The sequence below is a fragment of the Vampirovibrio sp. genome (assembly GCF_041737375.1).
Lineage (GTDB): Bacteria > Cyanobacteriota > Vampirovibrionia > Vampirovibrionales > Vampirovibrionaceae > Vampirovibrio.
In genome coordinates this window covers 1-20,913 of the sequence record NZ_JBGSRV010000013.1, presented here as the reverse complement: position 1 = coordinate 20,913, position 20,913 = coordinate 1, and the positions used below count along the sequence as shown (strand labels likewise).

The following is a 20,913-nucleotide window of genomic DNA, read 5'->3' as shown; positions in this document are numbered from 1 at the left end:
ACTAAGCCTCTGCCAGGCTTCAGCAGGTAAGTTTTCCCGGAGTTTGGCAGCTCGCCAGAATTCAAAACCAATGGTCACAGTTTCCTGAGAAGAGACACCCAAAACATACGGAATTTGAGCCTTTTCCAACCAATTTCGCAGTTTGCTGTTGTTGCCATATACAGCATCTCCAGTGACCCAACTCACGGGTAAATCCTGCCCCAAAGCGTGCTCAATCATCTCCAGGGCTAGTTGCAGGACAACCGATTCATCTGTCACCTACTCCTCAATACCCACAATAGTCCCACCAGTTTATATCAACTTAACTCACGGCTGTAGTACTAAGTCGTTCAGACTTTGAACGAGTCCGTAATTCAACCTTTTTAAAACTCATAATGAAGACACAGCCATTGAGCATAGGGTTCCTTCATTATGAGAACAACTGTTTTGAGCAAGCAAATGTCAGCCCTTCCCCCTTACCTGGGTGGAAAGCGCCGCTTAATCCCCTGGATTTTCAAGACGCTGGAAAAAGCAGCGCCTCGGAATAATTGGCAAAACCTCACCTTCCTGGATGCCTTTACTGGCGGTGGCTCAGTCAGTTTGTATGCCAAAGCCCAAGGCTTTAAACAAATCTACAGTAATGACTGGTCAGATCGCTCTCAACTCATTATTCAAGGACTACTTGTAAACCAGAGTACGACCTTCAGCAAAGAAGAGATGCTGATTTTAACCGCTCCTTTAACGCCAGAGGCATGCCCAGGGTTTGTCCAAGCCCATTTTAGCCCCAGTGTCTTTGCGGCTCGCCATGCAGATGCACTGGATCGGATGCTTACTGGTATCGCAGGGTTTCAAAGCCCCTCCAAACAGGCCTTGGGGAAGCTCTTGGTCTGGCACTTGATTCAAGACTTTGTCTGTATGGCTACATCTATTGGCACCAGTAACCGCCCGTATGCGGAAACCTTGGATGGCCTGAGGCATTGGCAGGTCTTGAATCCCAAACGTTTTTTGGATGGGAGCTTTCCCAATTTACTCAAACCCACTTGGCATTCCATCGATAAACGGCGGCAAGCCATTAATAAAGGAGTTTTTACGGGTAGCCCTGTGCAAGGGTTTCAAATGGAGGCCATTGCTTTTGTGAGCCAAGTGCAAGGGGATATTTTATACGCAGACCCACCCTATCCGGGTTGTGTCAGTTACGAAGCCAGCAACCGAACGCTTGACAGCATTCTGACCTGTAGTTTAGCAGAATCCAAACTGATTACCTCCCCGTTTACCCAAGATGCCTCGGCCTTAGATCTGCTTTTTGAGCAGGCTCGCCATATTCCCATTTGGATATTGTTCTATGGGAATCATCAACTGTCCCTGGATGAACTCGTAAAGCAGGTTAAACGCCATTGCCCCAACCGCCAGATTCAGGCAGAAGCTCGCGCTTATAAACACTTATCCCATGTCTCTAAAAACCAAGACAACCAAGAATTCCTCGTAATGGGGCCCACAGTTAGGAAAGGAATATTCCCATGACACAAATTGCACTGCAATTACTGGATAACGATCCCAGAAACAGCAATGTTTGCTCAAATGACATGCTGGAAAAACTACAGAGAAACATTGAGCGAACTGGTTTTTACCCGTCCTTAATTGTCAGACCCCATGATAATGATCCTGAGCGGTTCATCATCATTGACGGGCATCACCGAAAACTAGTTTTAGAGAAACTGGGCAAGACCAAAGCGGATTGTGTTATTTGGTCCATTACAGACCAAGAGGCTCAAATTGCGCTGGCCACACTGAATACCCTACGTGGCACAGAGAATCTAAAAAAACGGGCTGAACTGGTCCAATCCTTGAGTCAGATCCTACCCATTAACGAACTGGCCAAACTGCTACCAGAGGCTGAAGCCGATATTCAGGATTTGCTAGCTTTGCTGGATCACGATGTGGCAGCATTAGAGCAATCCATGCAAGCACAACTGGCTGAAGAGAAGGTTTCTTTACCTGTTCCTTTTACCTTCCTGGTTGCTGCCAGTGATGTATCCGATGTTGAGCGAGCTTTGAAGCAGTTCCAGCCAGAAAAAGCAGATCGAGGGCTGTCTCTGGTGGCACTTTGTCACTTTGCGCTCAAGCAACTAGAGGCTCACCATGTCGAAAGCAAGGCCCAATAAAGCAAAGCCGCTCAAGCGTGCCTCGTCAGATGAGCGGCAAGATCGCTCTCGCGATATTGACGCGCTGCTAGACAAGGGGCATAAGCCTGCGGATATTGCCCGAGCCATGGAGAAACGATATGGCATTAGCAAACGGCAAGCGGAACGCGATATTCAGCAAGTCAAAGCCCAGCGTAGTCAGTATCTAGCCTTGAATACCTCCGACAGTTTGCGCAGCGAGCACTACAGCAAATTGGCCCATATTTACCAGTATGCCCTTCAAAAGGAAGACTTTTCTACCGCCTTAAAGGTCTTGGCTTTTCAAGACCAATTAATCGATAAACTGACTAACCCAGGAGCAAAAGAAAATGCAGCCGTATCCTCTTCTTCCGCAATTTCAACCTCAGACCTGGCAGACCTCATGGCAGCGCTTGAAAGCGGCGGACAAGCTGGATAATCCAGCGGCGCTCCATTGGTTGGCGTACCAACGGGGCTATTGGGATATGGGCTTTTTTGCCTCCTACTTCTTTGCGCATCATTGCCGGTTTGCCTTTTCCAGCATGCATTTAGATTTTTGTGCCCTGGAAACCGATCCGGCCCAGCGCGGTCGTCGAGAAGTGGTGGCGGCGCCTCGGGGCAATGCCAAGACCACTTTCAAGCTTCTGATTAAAGCCATTCATGCCATTGTGTATGGCTATGAATCCTTTATTTTGGTCTTGGCTCATTCCGCCCCAGAAGCCGAAGAGAAAGTGCGCTCCATTTTAGAGGAGTTGGAAAACAACCAGCGGCTCATTCAGATTTATGGCTCCCTAGCGCCAGAGCGAGGGAAAAGCAAAGGCGTGGCTCGTTGGGGCAAGAAAAAGTTTGTCAGTCAAAATGGGGTGATGGTGATGGCCAAATCCCGAGGCCAACAGATCCGAGGGCTCAAACATGGGGCCAATCGCCCCAGTCTCATTATTTGTGATGATGTAGAATCCCCGGATGGGGTGTTGTCACCCGAGCAGCGGTTAAAAACGCGCGACTGGTTTTATAAAGACCTTCTTAAATGCGGTCAAATAGACGGGTCTACCAATATCACCATGATTGGGACCTGCTTGCATCAGGAATCATTGCTGTCAGAATTGCTTCGATCTTCAGGCTTTCAAGCCAGCCGGTATCAATCGATTATTTCATACGCCACTCGCCAGGATCTGTGGGAAGCATGGAAACAGGTTTATACAAATCTAGCCAACCCCAAGCGCCACCAGGAAGCTTATGCCTATTACCAGGGCAATCAAGCGGCCATGTTAGAAGGGACTCAAGTGCTGTGGCCCGAAGGGGAATCGTATGAATATTTGATGCGCCTCAAAGTAGATGAAGGCATTGCCAGCTTTCAATCAGAGAAACAGAACGATCCCTTTGATCCGGAACGCCAATTGTTTGATATGAGCCAGATTCGTCGGTTTCGGGTGGTATATCAAGAGGGGCAATGGCATGCGCTGGAATGGCTGGATGGGTCGGGTAAAAGTGTTAACCGAGCTTTCATTACTGATATTGTGGCGTTTCATGATCCGGCATTGGGCAAAAAAGCCGGACAAGTGAGTGAACCGGATTTTGCCGCTATTGTGGTGGTGGCCAAAGATCAAGATGGGTACCTTTATTGTTTGGAAGCCTATCTGGAAAAGGATGTACCGTCTAAACAGATTCAACGCGCCTTTAGGATGTATGATACCTGGCAATTCAAAAAACTGTACTTGGAAGAGAACAATTTTCAGGAGTTATTAAAGGATCATTACGGCGAAGTCAATAACAAAAGGCCTGAAAGTCGCCTGCACGTCCGTGGCATAAAACAGCACGAGAATAAGTACAAGCGGATTTCAACATTAGAGCCTGAGATCAGCAATGGCTATTTGCTCTTTTCGGAAAATATCAACCCCAGGCTTCTTGAGCAACTCACCTTATTTCCGACCAGCTATGATGACGGACCAGATGCTTTACAAGGGGCCGTGGAGAAACTCAAAAACCGACATGATCCAATTCGTAATGCGCCCTTCACCGGGCAGCCCTGGATTCCACCCTGGTTTAACAATCCTTATTCATATGGATACTGAAGTTTGCTAGACCCAGCCCCTTTGCCTTTGCGCTGCATGCTTTTAGGTAGATTGATTTCTGGAAGAGCGCCTGTTTGTTGCAACCAGATCAGGAGCATGCGAAAAACGCGTATGGTTTTTTGCGTGGTTTGTTTAGCGCGTGGGGAGCCATTGGGCAGCATTAACAGTTCCTCTGATTTCAAAAAGCGGCCCATCAAGGGCAGGGTAATCGTATGGATCTGGCGAGCCTCCCCAAAGAAGGCTTGAATTTGGGCCAAGTCCCGGTGATAGGTATAAATTGTACGTTGGTGTTTACCTTGCTGCTCCAGCATTTCCAGATAGTGTTGAGCGGCTTCAGCGAGGGTTAGGGATTCGGGCATGGGGGTTCTCCAGTGAATAACACTGACATCTACGCTGATAGGATTCCCAGAGTCAATTAATCCGACTGAATGTGTCTGATGTGCCCGTATAGACTGCTTAGAAGGTAAGAGTGGGTCTAATGGGACACAATTTAATATTTCCACTGGATAAAAAGCGCCATTGGAGTGACGAATGGCTGTGTTATTCAAACACGGGAGATTTTTTCAATGACCCATTCCGAAAAACAGATTCCCTATTGGGAAGCGGCCATGCGGTGCGGCTTGATTGGCGGTCGACCTTTTAGTGAACCCTGCGTGAAAACGTATGTTTACTACATGACCTGGTTTCTAAAACAATACCCAGAACTGAGTCTGGCGCATGTCAAAGACGTCTTATTGACTGTGCCGGTAGAGCATTTTGCCAAACGACTGAAACTATATGAAGCCATTCGCTGCTTTGCCCGCTATCTGATTGAACAAGATGAATTTGATTCGGTTTTCTTGGAGAAAATCCGCCGGTTTAAACCCAAACGTCACAAACCGCCCAAGAAGATTACGGTGGACACCGCTAACATTGAAAAACTGTTGAGCGTCTGTGATACGCCTTTAGATACCATGATTGTGGAGCTGTTAAGCCAGACTGGGCTGCGCGTTACAGAGGCGTGTCAGTTAACACTGGCCGATGTGGATTTGGAGAAAGGCTGCTTGACCGTAAGGCTGGCCAAGTGGGGTAAGACCCGGCGAGTAGGGTTAACACAGCGTATTCAGTTGGCATTAGTGCATTATCTAACTCAGCGTCCGAAAAGTGTGTCTCAACAGTTACTGGTGACTGCGGCAGGCCGTCCAGTAGAACGCTTTGGTGTACGAACCCGGTTGGAGAAACTGGGCAGGCGGGTCGGTGTGCCGGTGACCCCTCATGCGTTACGTCGGGCCTTTGTCACGCTGAATGTGAATAAAGGCCGTCCGTTGGTAATGCTCCAGATTGCCTGTGGCCATTCTGATATCGCCACCACGCGCTCTTATTGCTTGACCACTGAGGATGAAGCCATTCAGGCCATGCAGGGTTGGGAGTAACTCAGCAATGGTGTTGAACTAACCTTCCATCCAGGCAAGCCTGGGCGAATTCATAGCACAAAGAGGTTTAATTTCGCCATACATTGAAGATGGATTGCCGTTTACACCTATTTACATATACTTGGCTCTGATACCGAGACAAAAAGATGACATTCTAACCCATTGTTGCGGCATCCGCAGCGTATCTACCGGTAAGACGGATACTGAGGTGCTAGGGCAAATCGGGCAAAATCGGTAAAGAACATATGAAATCGTCTTTCTAAGTATTGCCTTTTACGGTATTTTATTTTGTGAGGTTGAGCCTCCGAGAAGTACACACCCAAAAAGAGGGTCTTTTATGGAAGATCGCTGGTTATCCATAAGTGAAATATGTGAGTATCTCGGCATAAGCAACGACACAGTATATAAGTGGATCGATAAGCATGCGATGCCTGCTCATCGTATGGGGAGGCTCTGGAAATTTAAGAAGGCAGAAGTGGATGAATGGGTGATGGCCGGTGGCGCAATCTGACGACTCGAAAAGAGACTTAACTAAAAATGAAAATTGATAGCTACAGTATGTCGTTTACAACGGGGAGCCTATTCCGCCAAGAGTCGGTTCAGGTTGCTGCACTGTTTCTTGAATACCAGGACTGGAATAAAGTCCGAGATAGAGTGCTTTCAGAAAACCTTTTGCAATTTCGCACCATGAATACCTTAAAGCGCGTATGCCGAGAAATATTTTCAAGACTGAAAACCTTGTCACCTGATGAATTAACTTTGTTAGTTCACAGCACTACCCAAGAAAAAGGACATCTTCTGTGGTTAGCCATTTGCCGTCGTTATAAGTTCATCGAAGACTTTGCCATTGAAATTCTCAGGGAAAGATATTTAACGCTCAAGAAGGAACTACCTTACGAAGAATTTGATGCTTTTTTCAGCAAAAAATCTGATTGGCATGAAAAATTAAACACAATCAAGCCTGCTACGAAGGCAAAGTTACGCCAGACTTTGTTTAAAATGCTTCGAGAAGCTGATTTGCTAACGGGAAATAACATAATCCAGGCTGCCATGCTAAGTCCTAAACTTTTAAGAGCGGTTCAGCAAGAAAACAAAGATTCTATTCTCATTTTCCCAACGATGGAGCCAAAGCTTGTGGGGGCAGGAATATGACGGTGGGAATAGAGAAGACGCCTTTGCAGGACAGGTTCAACCATCTGTTTTCAGTTATATCCGGGGAAAGATTTCTTCAGAAACAAGGACTTGGGAATGAAATCCCCTTTTTCATTTGCTGGTTTAAACCCGAAGAGGCTGTAGAGATGGAGCGGCTACAAAAGCAGCTTATAAAGCGTCTGGAGCAACATGGTGTCGGGATTCTGGACGTTAATCTCTATGACCTTGCCATCGAATTGCTGACAAAGCGAGGAGTGTGGGAGCAGGCCTTGGAGCAAGAACAAAGTTTTTCAAAAGATCAGCTCAAAGAGCTATTACAGGGAATACTTGACCCTGAAGCTCACTTAGTACCCGCAATCACGCATAAAATGAACGATATCCCATTTGATGTGATGTTCCTTTCTGGAATAGGAGAAGTATTTCCCTATATCCGCTCACATAATGTATTGAATAATCTTCAAAAAATTGCCAAAGAAAAGCCTACAGTCATGTTCTATCCCGGCTTTTTTCAGCATTCAATGGAATCTGGAGCCTCTCTCGATTTGTTTGGGAGACTCCATGAAGATAAATATTATCGCGCATTTGACATTTATCACTGCGAGGCTTGAATAAAGGGAACCGTATGATTTTAAAGAGTATTTTCCAAAAACAAGTTGACAGGCCAATAGAAGGCGTTATCAAAGCAGATGACGAGGCTAGCCTTCGTCTTGAAATTGAAGAATATGTGCTGACTAACGAAATCGAAAAACGCCTTGAGGCATTTTTGGACGCTTATAATAACTACGAAGGCGCAAATGGAGTTTGGATATCAGGCTTTTTTGGCTCTGGGAAGTCCCACCTTCTAAAGATGCTGGCGCTTATACTTGAAAACCGTCCAATGGATGGAACCACCACATTAGAGTTATTCCTAAAAAAATGTGACGATATTCCAGCTCTGAGGGGCTTGTTACTAAGAGCTACATCTATTCCATCCAAAAGCATTTTGTTTAATATTGACCAAAAAGCGGATATTATCAGCAAGACGCAAATTGACGCGCTATTGGCTGTTTTTGTCAAAGTGTTTGACGAAATGTGTGGATACTATGGAAAACAAGGTCATATCGCTCAATTTGAAAGAGATCTGGATAGTCGCAGCTTTTATGAAAGATTTAAAACCGAATATAAATCTATATCTGGCCGGGAATGGAATGTTGGTCGAGAGCAAGCCCTCTTGGAATCACAAAACATTGCCTCAGCTTATGCCAAAGCAACAGAGTCATCGGAATCCTTAGCAGCAGGAATACTGGACAAATATAGAAATCAATACAAGGTTTCAATTGAAGATTTTGCCGAGCAGGTAAAAGCATACATTGAGAAACAACCCTCGAACTTCCGTTTGAACTTCTTTGTAGATGAAGTGGGACAATATATCGCTGACAATATCAAGTTAATGACCAATTTACAGACCATTGCGGAAAGTCTTGCCACAAAATGCAGAGGTCGTGCCTGGGTAATCGTGACGGCGCAGGATGACATGAGTACAGTTGTTGGTGAGATGCCCGGGCAGCAAAGCAATGACTTTTCAAAAATCCAAGCACGTTTTGCCAGCAGAATGAAGCTAACAAGCGCTGATGTAGCAGAAGTTATTCAGAAAAGACTGCTCAAAAAAAATGATGAGGGAGCAGTCCTTCTTTCCGACGTATATCATAATCAAGTCAATAATTTTAAAACGCTTTTCGACTTTTCAGACAATTCCCAGACCTACAGGAACTTCCAAGATCGGGATCATTTTATTCTCAGTTACCCATTTATTCCTTACCAATTCTCTCTTTTCCAAGCTGTAATCCATAACCTGTCTAAACACAATGCCTTTGAAGGCAAACATAGTTCTGTAGGTGAACGTTCCATGTTGGGTGTCTTTCAGCAAGTCGCCATTCAAATTAGTGAAAGGAACATAGGTCAACTTGCTACTTTTGACCTGATGTTTGAAGGGATTCGGACAACTCTAAAGTCCAGCATACAACGGGCTATCCTATCCTCAGAAAAGAATTTGGATGATGCTTTTGCGATTAAGCTTCTAAAAGTGTTATTCCTAGTTAAATACGTGAAGGAATTCAAATCTACCCTCCGAAATCTTTGTATCCTTATGATTGAGGATTTTGAGCAGGATCTGCCCACCCTGCGAAAGAAAATAGAAGAGGCGCTAAACTTGCTTGAACGCGAAACTTATATCCAAAGAAATGGAGAGCTATACGAGTACCTCACGGATGCCGAAAAAGATATTGAAAAAGAAATTAAAAACACGGAAATAGAGATTTCTGATGTGAGTTCCGATCTGGATAAAATTATTTTTGAGGGAATTATCAAAACTAATAAAATCCGCTATGACGAAAATGGCAAGGACTACCCTTACTCAAGAAAGCTTGATGATCGATTCCAAGGCAGGGAATATGAACTAACCATTCATGTAGTGACACCTTTACATGAAAATTTTGAAAATGAGTCCGTACTGCAAATGCAAAGTATGGGACGAGATGAATTACTCATAATCCTACCGCCTGATCATCGTCTGTTGACAGATTTAAAACTATACAGAAGAACTGATAAATACATACGTCAGAACACTAGCATCGCTCAACAAGAGACAGTGAAACGCATACTCAAAGAAAAAGCGCAACAAAATGAAGTCCGTTATGCCGATATCAAGCGTTCCGTCCAACAGCTTCTGGCAAAAGGAAAAATCTGCGTTTCGGGTAATGCTCTGGATTTGAATGGAGAAGACCCACAAACCAGGATTATTCGCGCATTTAATGAGCTTGTAACACGGACGTATTCCAACCTTTGCATGTTGAGAGGGGTTGTATATTCAGAAAAGGACATTTCTAAACACCTTACACAATTACATGTCGATGGGGATGCACTGTCCGAAGCTGAACAAGAGGTTCTGGCCTTTATCCAAGGAGGCAGCCGGGGAGGTGTTAGGACAACAATAAAAACATTAATTGATAAGTTTGAGAAAAAGCCATACGGTTGGTATTATGCAGCAATTCTCTGCACACTGGCTAAACTGTGCGCTCGTGGCAAAGTGGAAGCCAGAATGGATGGAAATACTCTTGAGCAAGAGGATCTTGAGCGCTCTTTAACAAACTCTCACGCACATTCCAATATTGTCCTGGAGCCACAAGTCGAATTTACGGCATTTCAGGTGCGGAGCCTTAAAGAATTTTATGAGGACTTTTTCGATACCCCTCCTACAACGACCGAAGCTAAATCATTGGGAAGAGAAACCAGTGAAGCGTTCAAAGAGCGTATCCAAAAACTTTCGGCAATAGCAACCCATGTTTCCAGCTATCCCTTTTTAAGTGCGATAAATCCTGCTCTAAAACAGCTTAAGGACTATACAAGCAAGTCCTATAGCTGGTATTTGACAGAGCTTTTCCTGGACGGCAAGAATGATGTCGCACTCGACGTGAAAGAATCCATTATTGACCCGGTTTTGAAATTTTGGGAAGGCCCACAAAAACCCATCTATGAAGAGGCTCAAAAATTTGCAAAGACCCAAGAGTCAAATTTTATCTATATTCCTGGAGAGGAATCTACCCAGTTGGTTTCCGTGCTTGCAGATCCTGAGTGCTTCAAAGGAAACAAAATACAACAACTGAAATCTCTGGTTGATACTTTGCAGGGAAAAATATCAACACAGCTTGATTCGGAGGTTGCCCAAGCCGAAAATTCCATCAATAGCTTGGAAAATCGTTTGTCTACAATGCCGGAATTTAAAGCATTATCCAAAGAGCAACAGCAGCAGATCCTCAATCCTTTCTCTGAAGTCCTCAAAAACATCAAGCAGCAGAAGCTTATTGCGGTCATTCGGGACGCACTTCGTCGCTTTGAGGAAGTTGAATACCATCGTTTACTTTCCCAGTTGGCATCAACCGCCAAGCCACAGCCCAAACCGACAGCGCCTGCAAAACCTGGTTCAAAGTCAGGCTCCGGTGTAGAGGTTATTGAAGCACCTGTCGAGCCACAAGTGGAGTATGTTTCTAGCCGGGCTATCCGGGTTTCTTTTGATAAGGCGTGGTTGGCGGATGAGGCCGATGTGGATCGATACCTTCAGTCAATGCGGGAAGCCTTGTTGAAGGAGATTAAAGAGGGTAAGAGGGTACAGATATGATTAAAAATCTGAATCTTAAAAACTTTACTGTATTTAAGGAACTTGATATCGAGTTTTCACCAAAAATTAACATTATTATTGGTGAAAATGGAACTGGTAAAACCCATCTCCTTAAAGCGGCTTATCTTCTTTGTGGCGGCAGTACAAATCCTACCGACGAACAAGAAATTGCTCTTACAACACAAATTCTTCGCTTATTTATGCCTTTAGACGACAAACTTGGAAAGTTACATCATCAGGGTGCAAAAGAAACAGCGCAACTAAATGCTCATTTTAAAAATGACGCATTTGTCATTCTAAATTTTCATAACAACTCCAAGTATGTTGTTAGTCAAGAGGAAAAAAATTACAGACAAAACACTCAGGTACCTGTCTTTATACCTACAAAGGAAGTTCTTTCCTTTATGAAAGGATTTAACAGTCTATACGAAAAGTATGGATTATCTTTTGATCTGACTTACCAAGATATTTGCCTGTTACTTGATCTTCCAGAAGTTCGTCCTGAAAATTTGCATGAAAAATCTAAATGGGCAATGGAAAAAATTGAGACTGTTTGTGGCGGAAAATTTGTCTTCTCTGGAGGGGGAAAGGTTACATTTCAAACAGATAATGCTGAATATTCTGCAAATGCAATGGCAGAGGGATTTAGAAAAGCTGGAATGCTCTCACGGTTACTCCAAACAGGAGCTATTAAACCTGGGGTTAGTGGCCCTCTCTTTTGGGATGAACCTGAGTCTAACCTAAATCCCAAACTAATGAAACGCTTGGTAGAAATTCTTTTGGAGCTTTCTCGAAACGGTCAGCAAATCATCCTGGCGACTCATGACTATGTTTTGCTCAAGTGGTTTGATCTGCTCATGGATAAAGGCAAGGAAGATCATGTACGCTTCCATACCTTGTATCGGGATCTTGACTCAAAAGAAATCAAACTTGCCTCAACCGACGAGTATTTGAATATTGATCCGAACCCAATTGATGATGCCTTTGGCTACCTTATTAACCAAGAAATAGAGAACGACATGGAAGGCCTCGGCAAATGAAGATAGTTGAGGCTGATGGATTTCAGTTCCGTTTTTCCGATGCCATCGATGCCTTTGTTTTTGACGAAAAAGATAAAACAAAGATAACCTTTCATGGAGCACCAATGAAAGGTGTAGATATCGTCGCCGAATTTGAGTCTGCCTATGTTTATGTTGAGATGAAGGACTACGAAGCTCCCTTAATTTACGACTTAGTGAATGGGGTAACGGAAGATGAAATTCATGCACGTCAAGACAGTTTTAAGTGGTTGAAAAATTATCTGAAATACAAATACAGAGATTCATATCTCTACAGGTATGCTGAGCAAAAAGTGGAGAAACCTGTCCATTACGTTTGCCTCATTACTTTTGACAACGCCTTGAACAGTAGGATGCAAAAAGCGTTGAAGCAGGAACTTCCGGTAGGTAGGGCATCACGTCGTTGGGTTAAGGATATCGTCTCAAGCTGTCAGGTTGTGAATATTGAGAAGTGGAATGAGAATTTCCCAAAATGGCCTGTTAAGCGTTTGGACGAGGCAACATAATGGAAATATCGAAGCTTAAAAAATTCGCCCAATATGCCCGTCGCAGCTTGAATGAGCAGGTTCAGGTTAAACTAAAACTTGTGTTGACGGAAAACAGTGCCGCTCGACGTGAAAACCCTGAGGCCATGAGAAAGCTTGAAGAACAAATCAAGCTCACTTCAGAAGAGCAGGTTGTAGAAAAGGCGGCTTACACCTGGTTCAACCGCTTCTGTGCGCTTCGCTTTATGGATGTCAACCGTTATACCCGTATCGGCATCGTATCCCCCGCTGAAGGTCAGTTTCAGCCTGAAATCCTGGCGGAAGCCAAGATGGGGCATATTCATGCTGAGATTGTCCCTGAAGCGACCCAGAAAAAGGTCTTTGATCTCTTATACGGTAAAGCCCCCAGCCCAGATCCGCAAGCTGAAGCCTATCGGCTTTTGGTTGTGACTGCCTGCAACTTCTATAACAAGGTCATGCCATACCTCTTTGAGAAGATTGCAGACTATACCGAGCTACTGATGCCGGATGACCTGCTGTCCGGCAACTCCATTTTGGCCTATACCCGTGAGGCGATGCCCCCGGATGCCTGCATAGATAAAGAAGACCCTAATGACCCTAAACCAAATGTTGAACTCATAGGGTGGCTCTACCAGTTTTATATCTCTGAGAAAAAAGATGAGGTATTTGAATGGCTGAAAAAGAACAAGAAAATCACCCCGGAGAATATCCCCGCTGCCACGCAGCTATTCACACCTCGCTGGATTGTCCGATATCTTGTTGAGAACTCTTTAGGCCGTCTCTGGATGCTCAACCGCCCAAACTCCAGGCTGATTGATAAGATGCCCTACTATATCAAGCCAGAACAGGTTGAAACCGACTTCATCCGTGTCAATTTCCCGGAAGAAATCAAGGTTTGTGATCCCGCTTGCGGCTCAGGGCACATGTTGGTTTATGCCTTTGATTTACTCCACGCCATCTATGAGGAAGAGGGTTATGACCCTCTGGAAATCCCTGAGAAGATCCTCAAGCATAACCTATACGGTATCGAAATTGATGAACGTGCTGCCGAACTGGCAGCCCTGGCGCTAACTATGAAAGCCAGAGCAAGGTATAAACGTTTTTTTGAGAAGCCTGTCCAACCCAATATCTGCGCTATACAACCCGTCAAGTTCACGATAGAAGAGCTTGATCAGTATATGGCCTTCGTGGGCCGTGACCTTTTCACCAGTTCCTTGGAAGAAACTCTCCACCAGTTTGAAGAAGCGGATAACTTCGGCTCTCTGATCCAGCCGAAAGTTACCCAAGTGTCAGATATATTAGCGCTGCTGAAAGAAAAAAATGCTGGTTCGCAATTATTTCTACATACCATCCATCCGAAAGTTATACAGGCCCTGACCCAAGCGGACTATCTTAGCCCCAAGTACCATGTGGTCATTGCCAACCCTCCTTATATGGGTGGAAAGGGTATGAATCCCAATTTGGGCGACTTCGTGAAAAAACAATTCCCCAACAGTAAATCTGATTTGTTTGCTGTGTTTATTGAGCGCAATTTAAAGCTGGCCCAACAAAGCGGCATGGTTGCCATGATTACCATGCAAAGCTGGATGTTTTTATCCTCATTTGAAAAACTACGAGCTAGTTTAATGGATGGACAAAGCTTGCTATCAATGGCGCATTTAGGGGCTAGGGCCTTTGACAGTATTGGTGGCGAAGTAGTTTCAACAACAGCATTTATATTTAAAAATGCTTATCACCCAGCCTATAAAGGCGGTTTTGTGCGTCTGGTCGATGGAGGTAATGAGGCCGAGAAAGATAAAGCTCTGAAAGAAGCGTCCGTAAATCCTAATTGTGGTTGGTTCTATCGAGCTTCTGCTGCTGATTTTAAGAAAATACCAGGTAAGCTAATTGCATATTGGGTCACAGAAAAGTTTAGAAATAATTTTGAAGAAATGTCACGTCTGGGAGAGGTCTTTGTTACGAGGGAGGGTCTTACCACAGGTAGTAATGATATATTTATACGACTGTGGTTTGAGGTTTCATTATCTTCTACAGTTTTTCCTAAAGATGATTATCGGGATGGAAAGTGGTTTGCATATTTAAAAGGTGGTGAATATAGACGCTGGGCAGGCAACAATGAATATCTTGTTGATTGGGAAGATAGCGGGAAAAGAGTCGTAAACTTCATTGATCTAAAAACAAAACGTGTCCGTTCCCACAACTACAATGGAGAGTGGACAAATAAGCCCGGCATTACATGGTCTAGTGTATCAGGTGAAAGTTTCTCTGTAAGAAATGTAGCTGGGGGGTATATGTTTGATACCACTGGTTCAATGGGCTTTGTAACTCCTGATTCCGATAGGCTAGGTGTTATCGCTTTTCTTAATAGTACGGTAGCAACAGCATACATGAAGGTACTTTCTCCAGCTATTCGCTTTCAGCCTGGGCACTCTCTTAACCTTCCCTTTGATGAACAATCAATACACCAAGCTGAAAATATTGCAAATCGATGTATCACTTTATCCCAATCAGATTGGGATTCCTCCGAAACCTCTTGGGACTTTTGTAATCTTTCTCTGCTGCTATCTGATTATCATCAACCAACTATAGAGGCTGCTTATCAGAAGCTGCGCTCTCATTGGTGGAAAAGAACTATAGAGATGAAACGGCTAGAGGAGGAGAACAGCCGGATCTTTATTGAAACTTATGGCTTAAAAGAGGAACTCTCTCCAGAAGTGCCTTTAAACGAGATAACCCTTACCTGCAACCCACATTATCGCTATGGTGGAGATAAGACCGAGGAAGAGCTAGAAGCCTTACTTCTGGCGGATACGATGAAGGAGTTTATCTCCTACGCTGTTGGTTGTATGTTTGGGCGATATGCGCTGGAGAAGCCGGGATTGATACTGGCCAACCAAGGCGAAACCCTTGAGGATTACCTGAAGCAGGTTCCTGAATCTAACTTTCCAGCGGATGAGGATAATGTTATTCCTATTCTGGATGGTGACTGGTTTACGGATGACATTACGGAACGGCTTTATAAATTCCTGAAAGTGACTTTTGGCGAAGAGCATTACGAGGAAAACCTCCGATTTATAGAGAACGCCATTGGCAAGGACGTTCGGAAGTATTTTCAGAAAGACTTCTATACTGACCATGTGAAGCGCTATAAAAAGCGGCCTATCTACTGGTTGTTTTCCAGCCCTAAAGGGAATTTTAACGCTTTGATTTATATGCACCGATATCGCCCCGATACGGTCAGTGTGGTACTGAATGACTATCTTAGAGAGTTCAGAACCAAACTCAGTTCTCATTTCGAGCAATTACAGCATGTGGAAGGCAGTGCCAGTGCTTCTCAAACAGAGAAGACGAAAGCTTTGAAAGAAATAGAAAATCTCAAGAAAATGATCGCCGAAATGAACGATTATGAGCAAGAGGTGCTTTACCCTCTTGCTAGCAAACGGATTGAGATTAATCTGGATGACGGTGTGAAGGTGAACTACCTGAAATTTGGCGGTGCCTTGAAAAAGATACCCGGTCTGGAGGCCAAGGAAGACTAATGGAAAAAGTGATAGAAAGTCGAATCTCCCAGGCCCTGGCCAAGCTCTTTGAGCGGCATCGTATTGTCTTCTGGTATGACAGTAAACAGGAGCTTTGGGAAGAATATGAGGCTCTGAGTATCAAGGGTGTTGAGAAGCTGGAGATTACCAATAATGAGTTTGGCCTCAAATACCGCATTCTAAGGCAAGAACCAAAGCAGAAGTTTCTCCTGTACAAAAAAGGCGCTCAGCCTGAAGACCTCCAGAACTGGTTGCTAGATGTTCAACTTGCCCAAGGTGAGTTCCGAACGGATCAGGCCGCTATCTGGTTGGCGGAACTGGAACTGGGCTTGGAGTTCTCGGATATTATTGAAAACCACATCGAGTTTTTCCGTTCTGGTAAACGACGGGAAGCCTTGAAAAAGCTTCTAACCAAAAGTGATGGGGCACCAATCATTCGTCAAAAAATGCTGGCGGTTTGCGCCGGATCTGAGCCTCGGACGGATTCTATTCTGGAAAACTTACTGGCGGAACATGCCGACAAGCGAGAGGAGAAGATCAAGCTCATTGGTCGATGTAATCTGGACGCCTTTCTTTGGGAGCAAATGACACGGTACTACGGCTATAGCTCCAATGAACCGGGTATTCGGGATTTTGTCATTGAACTGTTTAAGTCCTGTTACGCAATGGGCACCCAAGGCAAGTACAATCTGACTGGGGATGCCCTGGTCTTTCTCAAGCGATGGAAAGATAGCCGCCAGTATGAGGCTTCGTTCGAGGCACTTTCTGCCGATTGCTCAGAAATTCTCAGCATTGAACAGGATTTGGAAAAGCGTGGCTTCCGAGATGTACTGGAACTGGATTACTTCCAGCTAATTGACCGGAAGATCATTAGTAATCTGGTTCGAGAAATCGTTTCTAGGACGGTTTCTAGTACGGATATATCCTCCTGGGTTCGTCAAAGACGCCAAAGTCATTGGTATCAAGAATTTCAACATCTTTATGAGGCGATAGACCATGCAGCTCAATTCATTAATACATTGGAAGAATCCAATTTGACGATGGACTCTCTGGCCGATGGGATTCAACGCTACAGTAACCACTGGTTCAAGCTAGATCAGCTCTACCGGAAATTCACTTACCATGTCCGCTGCTCAGGCCAAGCGTCTTTGATGGGAGCCTTAAGCGATCAAATTGAAAACCTATATTCCAACAATTACTTGATGAAGGTTAATGATCGATGGCAACCTTTTGTGGATAACGCCAAGAGTTGGGATGCTTCCCCCGTTCCACTTCAGAAACAATTTTTTGAACGCTGGGTAAAGCCACTCATAGGCAAAGGTAAGAAAGTTCATGTCCTTATATCTGATGCCTTTCGTTATGAAATTGGTGACGAGCTATTAAGTCTGATTCGTAAAGAAGACCGCTATGAAGCGACTTTGGAGCCCGCACTCTCTATGCTCCCCAGCTTTACCCAATTGGGCATGGCAGCTTTACTGCCTAACAAGGAATTATCGCTTGCCGACAATGACACCGGAACAGTGCTAGTAAATGGGCAAAGCTCCCAAGGAATTACGAATCGTATTAAGATTCTTGATCAGGCCATTCCTAAAAGGGCAACGGCCATCAAAGCTGAAGAGTTGATGACCTTAAATAAGGATGAGTCTCGTGCGCTGATTAAAGACCATGATGTCATCTATATTTACCATAATCGCATAGACGCGACCGGTGATAAGCGTGAGTCGGAAGATCGCGTTTTTGAAGCCGTAGACGAAACGCTCAATGATCTCATCCGACTGATAAAAAAGCTGTTTGGCGACGGAATCAGCAATCTCTTTATCACCTCTGATCATGGCTTTATCTATCAGAATAGAGCGATTGATGAGAGTGATTTTGCTACGGGCGAACCAAATGGAGAACAGGTTTTCTATAGAGATAGGCGCTTTGTCCTAGGTAAAGGGCTAAATGAAGTCGCAAGCCTACGGAAATTCCAATCTTCAGAACTCGGCCTTGTTGGAGATATTGAGGTTCAAATCCCCAAGTCTATCAATCGGCTACGGCTAAAAGGCTCTGGTAGTCGCTTTGTTCATGGCGGAGCCGCCTTGCAGGAAGTGGTAATCCCTATCGTCAAAATCAGCAAGAAAAGGCAAAGCGACACCTCAAAAGTCGAAGTGGACATCCTGAGAGGAGCAAGTTCAACTATAACCTCTGGGCAGCTTGCCGTTGGTATGTATCAGGCTCAGCCCGCCACAGAAAAAGTCCAACCCCGAACCCTTCAAGCCGGTATATACACACTTTCCGAAGAACTCATCTCTGACAGCCAAGATTTGACCTTTGATTTCGCTTCGGAGAATCCCAGGGACAGGGAAGTAATGGTCCGCTTCGTGCTGACCCGAAAAGCGGATGAGGCTAATAACCAGGAAGTTATCCTCAAACTTCTTGAGAAAGAAACCGGAACTTCGCATTACAAGGAATACAAATCGCTTCGTTATGTGATGCGACGCTCGTTTACCAGTGACTTTGACTTTTAAGGAACGGTTGATACCATGAACGAACTTGATCAGAAAATCAATACTCATTTCTCGGGACTGGTTGTTCGTAAGGATCTGGTGAAAACGGTTAAAGGCAATGCCATCGTGCCGTCCTATGTTCTGGAATATCTTTTAGGCCAATACTGCGCGACTAATGACGAGACTACGATTCAGTCAGGAATCAATACGGTCAAGGAAATTCTTCAGAAACATTATGTCCACAGGAATGAAGCCGGTCTCATACGCTCTACCATCAAAGAAAAAGGGCGTCATAAAGTTATTGATAAGATTAGTGTTGACCTTAACGACAAGCTAGACGTGTATGAGGCAACTTTCACCAATCTTGGCATTAACAAGGTGCTGGTTGATAGCGACACCATTAAAAAGCATCCCAAACTTTTAGTAGGCGGGGTCTGGTGTATTACCGACGTGGAGTATGAGCACTCCGAAGACGACAAAAGTAGATCCCCATGGATTTTGAGCACTCTAAAACCCATTCAGATGTCTCATTTAAATATGGAACAATATCTCGAAGCTCGTAAGCATTTTACTACCGATGAATGGATCGATCTGCTGATTCAAAGTGTCGGATTTAACCCTCAGATGTTTGGTCGCCGAAGCAAGCTGACCCAATTGGTTCGTCTAATCCCTTTCTGTGAGCGGAACTATAACCTGATTGAGCTGGGGCCAAAAGGGACGGGCAAATCCCATATATACTCTGAGTTCTCCCCTCATGGGATTCTAATTTCCGGCGGAGAGGTCACGGCACCCAAGCTTTTTGTAAGCAACCAAAGCGGAAAGAGTGGAAAGATAGGCTTAGTCGGCTATTGGGATGTCGTGGCTTTTGATGAGTTTGCTGGAAAATCCAAACGGGTAGACAATGCCCTGGTTGACATCATGAAAAACTATATGGCCAACAAGTCCTTCTCCAGAGGGGTTGAGACTTTGGGAGCTGAAGCCTCGATGGTTTTCGTTGGCAACACCCAGCATACGGTGCCCTACATGCTGAAGCATTCTGATTTATTCGATGAGCTGCCAGATAAATATCACGATTCCGCCTTCTTGGATCGCTTGCATTTCTATATACCTGGCTGGGAAATGGACATTATCCGAGGGGAAATGTTCTCTTCAAATTATGGTTTTGTCGTGGATTATCTTGCTGAAATCTTGAGAGCTTTCCGAAACCAGGATTTCTCAAACCTATATTCTGAGCACTTCACGCTGTCCAAAGAAATCTCCACGCGGGACCGGGATGCCATCAACAAGACCTTTTCAGGTCTGATGAAAATTCTATATCCTCAAGGCGAAGCAAGCCCAGATGAGATTGAGGAGCTTCTCAGATTCGCTATCGAAGGCAGAAAACGAATTAAAGACCAGCTCTTCCGCATCGATTCCACTTATACGGCGGTCAGTTTCACTTATACGAACGCAGAAGGAAAACAGGTTGCTATAACAACGCTTGAGGAGGATCAGTATCCTCAAAATTACCACCAGACGGTGAAAGAAGAACAAGACTCGATCAGTCCCGTGCCTCCCTCCGAAAGGGAAATTGCTCAGGAAGCCCCATATACATCAAATGGGTCTCCCCCCCCCACAGAGAGGCATTTAACCGTCCATGAAAACCAGCGGGGGGTGTCATTTGATAAACTATTTGGGCCTTATATTCAGGGCGCTACAAAGATTCTCATCACCGACCCCTATATCCGTATGTTTTATCAGGTCCGGAACCTGATGGAATTCTTAGAAACGATAGCCAAATTCAAAGAGGATGACGAGGAAGTCGAAGTTAGATTGATTACTTGCCAAGATGATTTAAAAAAGGAACAGCAGGTTGAGAATCTGGAGCGCATAGAAGCATCGGCAGCAACGGCTGGAATACGGTTCACCTGGGCCTTTGATGGCAGTGGTACGATTCATGCCCGGCATATTATAACGGACACAGGTTGGAAGATCCTTTTAGACCGAGGTTTAGATGTTTTCCTGCACTATGAAATGAATGACGCATTTGCCCTCTCCAATCGCCTTCAGAAATACAGGCCTTGCAAGGCTTTTGAGGTGACATATATCAAGGCCCACATTTCCTCCCTTCAAAAAGGTGAGGTAGCGGTGAATATTAAAGCTGGATGAAAGTATGGTGTCCCCCCCAAATCGGATAGGGGTCTAAGGTATAACACTTTTCAGTTATCACTGACTGCCTTTCACATTTAAAATATCTATTAGAGAGTTGAACCAGTTGACAGGCGCCCGAAATTTAGAGCCAGTTGAAACTAGAGATTTTCCCGTATTACCATGTCGTCAAGGAGAATCTCGAAATGAAAGCCAGTCGATTTACAGAGGAACAAATTGTCCGAGCCTTAAGAGAAGTGGAAACTG

16 protein-coding genes are annotated in these 20,913 nt (G+C 44.6%); 14 read left to right on the top strand and 2 right to left on the bottom strand.

The window, feature by feature from the left end; translation table 11 throughout:
• The coding region (locus tag ACEW81_RS10165) for a transposase (protein ID WP_373532877.1) at window positions 1–258 on the bottom strand (258 nt) is incomplete at its 3' end.
• A gap of 153 nt (window positions 259–411) precedes the next feature.
• Between ACEW81_RS10165 and ACEW81_RS10160 the strand changes: the two genes are divergently transcribed.
• The 4 genes from ACEW81_RS10160 to terL are packed head-to-tail and all read left to right on the top strand — an operon-like array spanning window position 412 to window position 4,210.
• Window positions 412–1,500 carry a DNA adenine methylase gene (locus ACEW81_RS10160; RefSeq protein WP_373532876.1) on the top strand — a complete coding sequence of 363 codons (1,089 nt, stop codon included), beginning with the start codon at window positions 412–414 and terminating at the stop codon, window positions 1,498–1,500.
• Entirely contained in the window at window positions 1,497–2,141 is a 645-nt protein-coding gene (locus ACEW81_RS10155) for a ParB/RepB/Spo0J family partition protein (protein ID WP_373532875.1), read from the top strand. Before ACEW81_RS10160 ends, ACEW81_RS10155 begins: the two co-directional genes overlap by 4 nt.
• Window positions 2,119–2,577 (top strand): hypothetical protein, encoded by a 459-nt coding sequence (locus ACEW81_RS10150; protein ID WP_373532874.1) that lies wholly within the window; start codon window positions 2,119–2,121, stop codon window positions 2,575–2,577. The genes ACEW81_RS10155 and ACEW81_RS10150 overlap by 23 nt, the downstream gene beginning before the upstream one ends.
• Window positions 2,489–4,210 carry a phage terminase large subunit gene (gene terL / locus ACEW81_RS10145; RefSeq protein ID WP_373532873.1) on the top strand — a complete coding sequence of 574 codons (1,722 nt, stop codon included), beginning with the start codon at window positions 2,489–2,491 and terminating at the stop codon, window positions 4,208–4,210. The genes ACEW81_RS10150 and terL overlap by 89 nt, the downstream gene beginning before the upstream one ends.
• Here the strand turns inward: terL and ACEW81_RS10140 are convergent.
• Window positions 4,192–4,569 (bottom strand): hypothetical protein, encoded by a 378-nt coding sequence (locus tag ACEW81_RS10140; RefSeq protein WP_373532872.1) that lies wholly within the window; start codon window positions 4,567–4,569, stop codon window positions 4,192–4,194. The genes terL and ACEW81_RS10140 overlap by 19 nt on opposite strands.
• 207 nt (window positions 4,570–4,776) lie before the next feature.
• Between ACEW81_RS10140 and ACEW81_RS10135 the strand changes: the two genes are divergently transcribed.
• From ACEW81_RS10135 to brxL, 10 genes are all read left to right on the top strand, one after another.
• A complete protein-coding gene (locus ACEW81_RS10135) occupies window positions 4,777–5,622 on the top strand; it encodes a tyrosine-type recombinase/integrase (protein WP_373532871.1) in 846 nt (281 codons plus the stop codon).
• A 337-nt stretch (window positions 5,623–5,959) separates the two neighbouring features.
• Window positions 5,960–6,133, top strand: coding sequence for a helix-turn-helix domain-containing protein (locus tag ACEW81_RS10130; RefSeq protein WP_373532870.1), 174 nt, complete (start codon window positions 5,960–5,962; stop codon window positions 6,131–6,133).
• A gap of 26 nt (window positions 6,134–6,159) precedes the next feature.
• Complete coding sequence (locus tag ACEW81_RS10125; protein WP_373532869.1) at window positions 6,160–6,774, top strand: DUF1819 family protein; 615 nt, start codon at window positions 6,160–6,162, stop codon at window positions 6,772–6,774.
• The gene (locus tag ACEW81_RS10120; RefSeq protein ID WP_373532868.1) at window positions 6,771–7,382 is read left to right on the top strand and encodes a DUF1788 domain-containing protein; all 612 of its coding nucleotides are present in this window, start codon (window positions 6,771–6,773) and stop codon (window positions 7,380–7,382) included. Before ACEW81_RS10125 ends, ACEW81_RS10120 begins: the two co-directional genes overlap by 4 nt.
• A gap of 14 nt (window positions 7,383–7,396) precedes the next feature.
• On the top strand, window positions 7,397–10,927 hold the full coding sequence (brxC, locus tag ACEW81_RS10115; RefSeq protein ID WP_373532867.1) for a BREX system P-loop protein BrxC: 3,531 nt from the start codon (window positions 7,397–7,399) through the stop codon (window positions 10,925–10,927).
• The gene (locus ACEW81_RS10110) at window positions 10,924–11,967 is read left to right on the top strand and encodes an AAA family ATPase (protein ID WP_373532866.1); all 1,044 of its coding nucleotides are present in this window, start codon (window positions 10,924–10,926) and stop codon (window positions 11,965–11,967) included. Before brxC ends, ACEW81_RS10110 begins: the two co-directional genes overlap by 4 nt.
• On the top strand, window positions 11,964–12,491 hold the full coding sequence (locus ACEW81_RS10105) for a hypothetical protein (RefSeq protein WP_373532865.1): 528 nt from the start codon (window positions 11,964–11,966) through the stop codon (window positions 12,489–12,491). The genes ACEW81_RS10110 and ACEW81_RS10105 overlap by 4 nt, the downstream gene beginning before the upstream one ends.
• On the top strand, window positions 12,491–16,030 hold the full coding sequence (gene pglX / locus ACEW81_RS10100; protein ID WP_373532864.1) for a BREX-1 system adenine-specific DNA-methyltransferase PglX: 3,540 nt from the start codon (window positions 12,491–12,493) through the stop codon (window positions 16,028–16,030). The genes ACEW81_RS10105 and pglX overlap by 1 nt, the downstream gene beginning before the upstream one ends.
• Window positions 16,031–16,041: 11 nt before the next feature.
• On the top strand, window positions 16,042–18,540 hold the full coding sequence (gene pglZ / locus ACEW81_RS10095; protein WP_373532878.1) for a BREX-1 system phosphatase PglZ type A: 2,499 nt from the start codon (window positions 16,042–16,044) through the stop codon (window positions 18,538–18,540).
• A 15-nt stretch (window positions 18,541–18,555) separates the two neighbouring features.
• Window positions 18,556–20,667 carry a BREX system Lon protease-like protein BrxL gene (gene brxL / locus ACEW81_RS10090; protein WP_373532863.1) on the top strand — a complete coding sequence of 704 codons (2,112 nt, stop codon included), beginning with the start codon at window positions 18,556–18,558 and terminating at the stop codon, window positions 20,665–20,667.
• Window positions 20,668–20,913 lie beyond the last annotated feature (246 nt).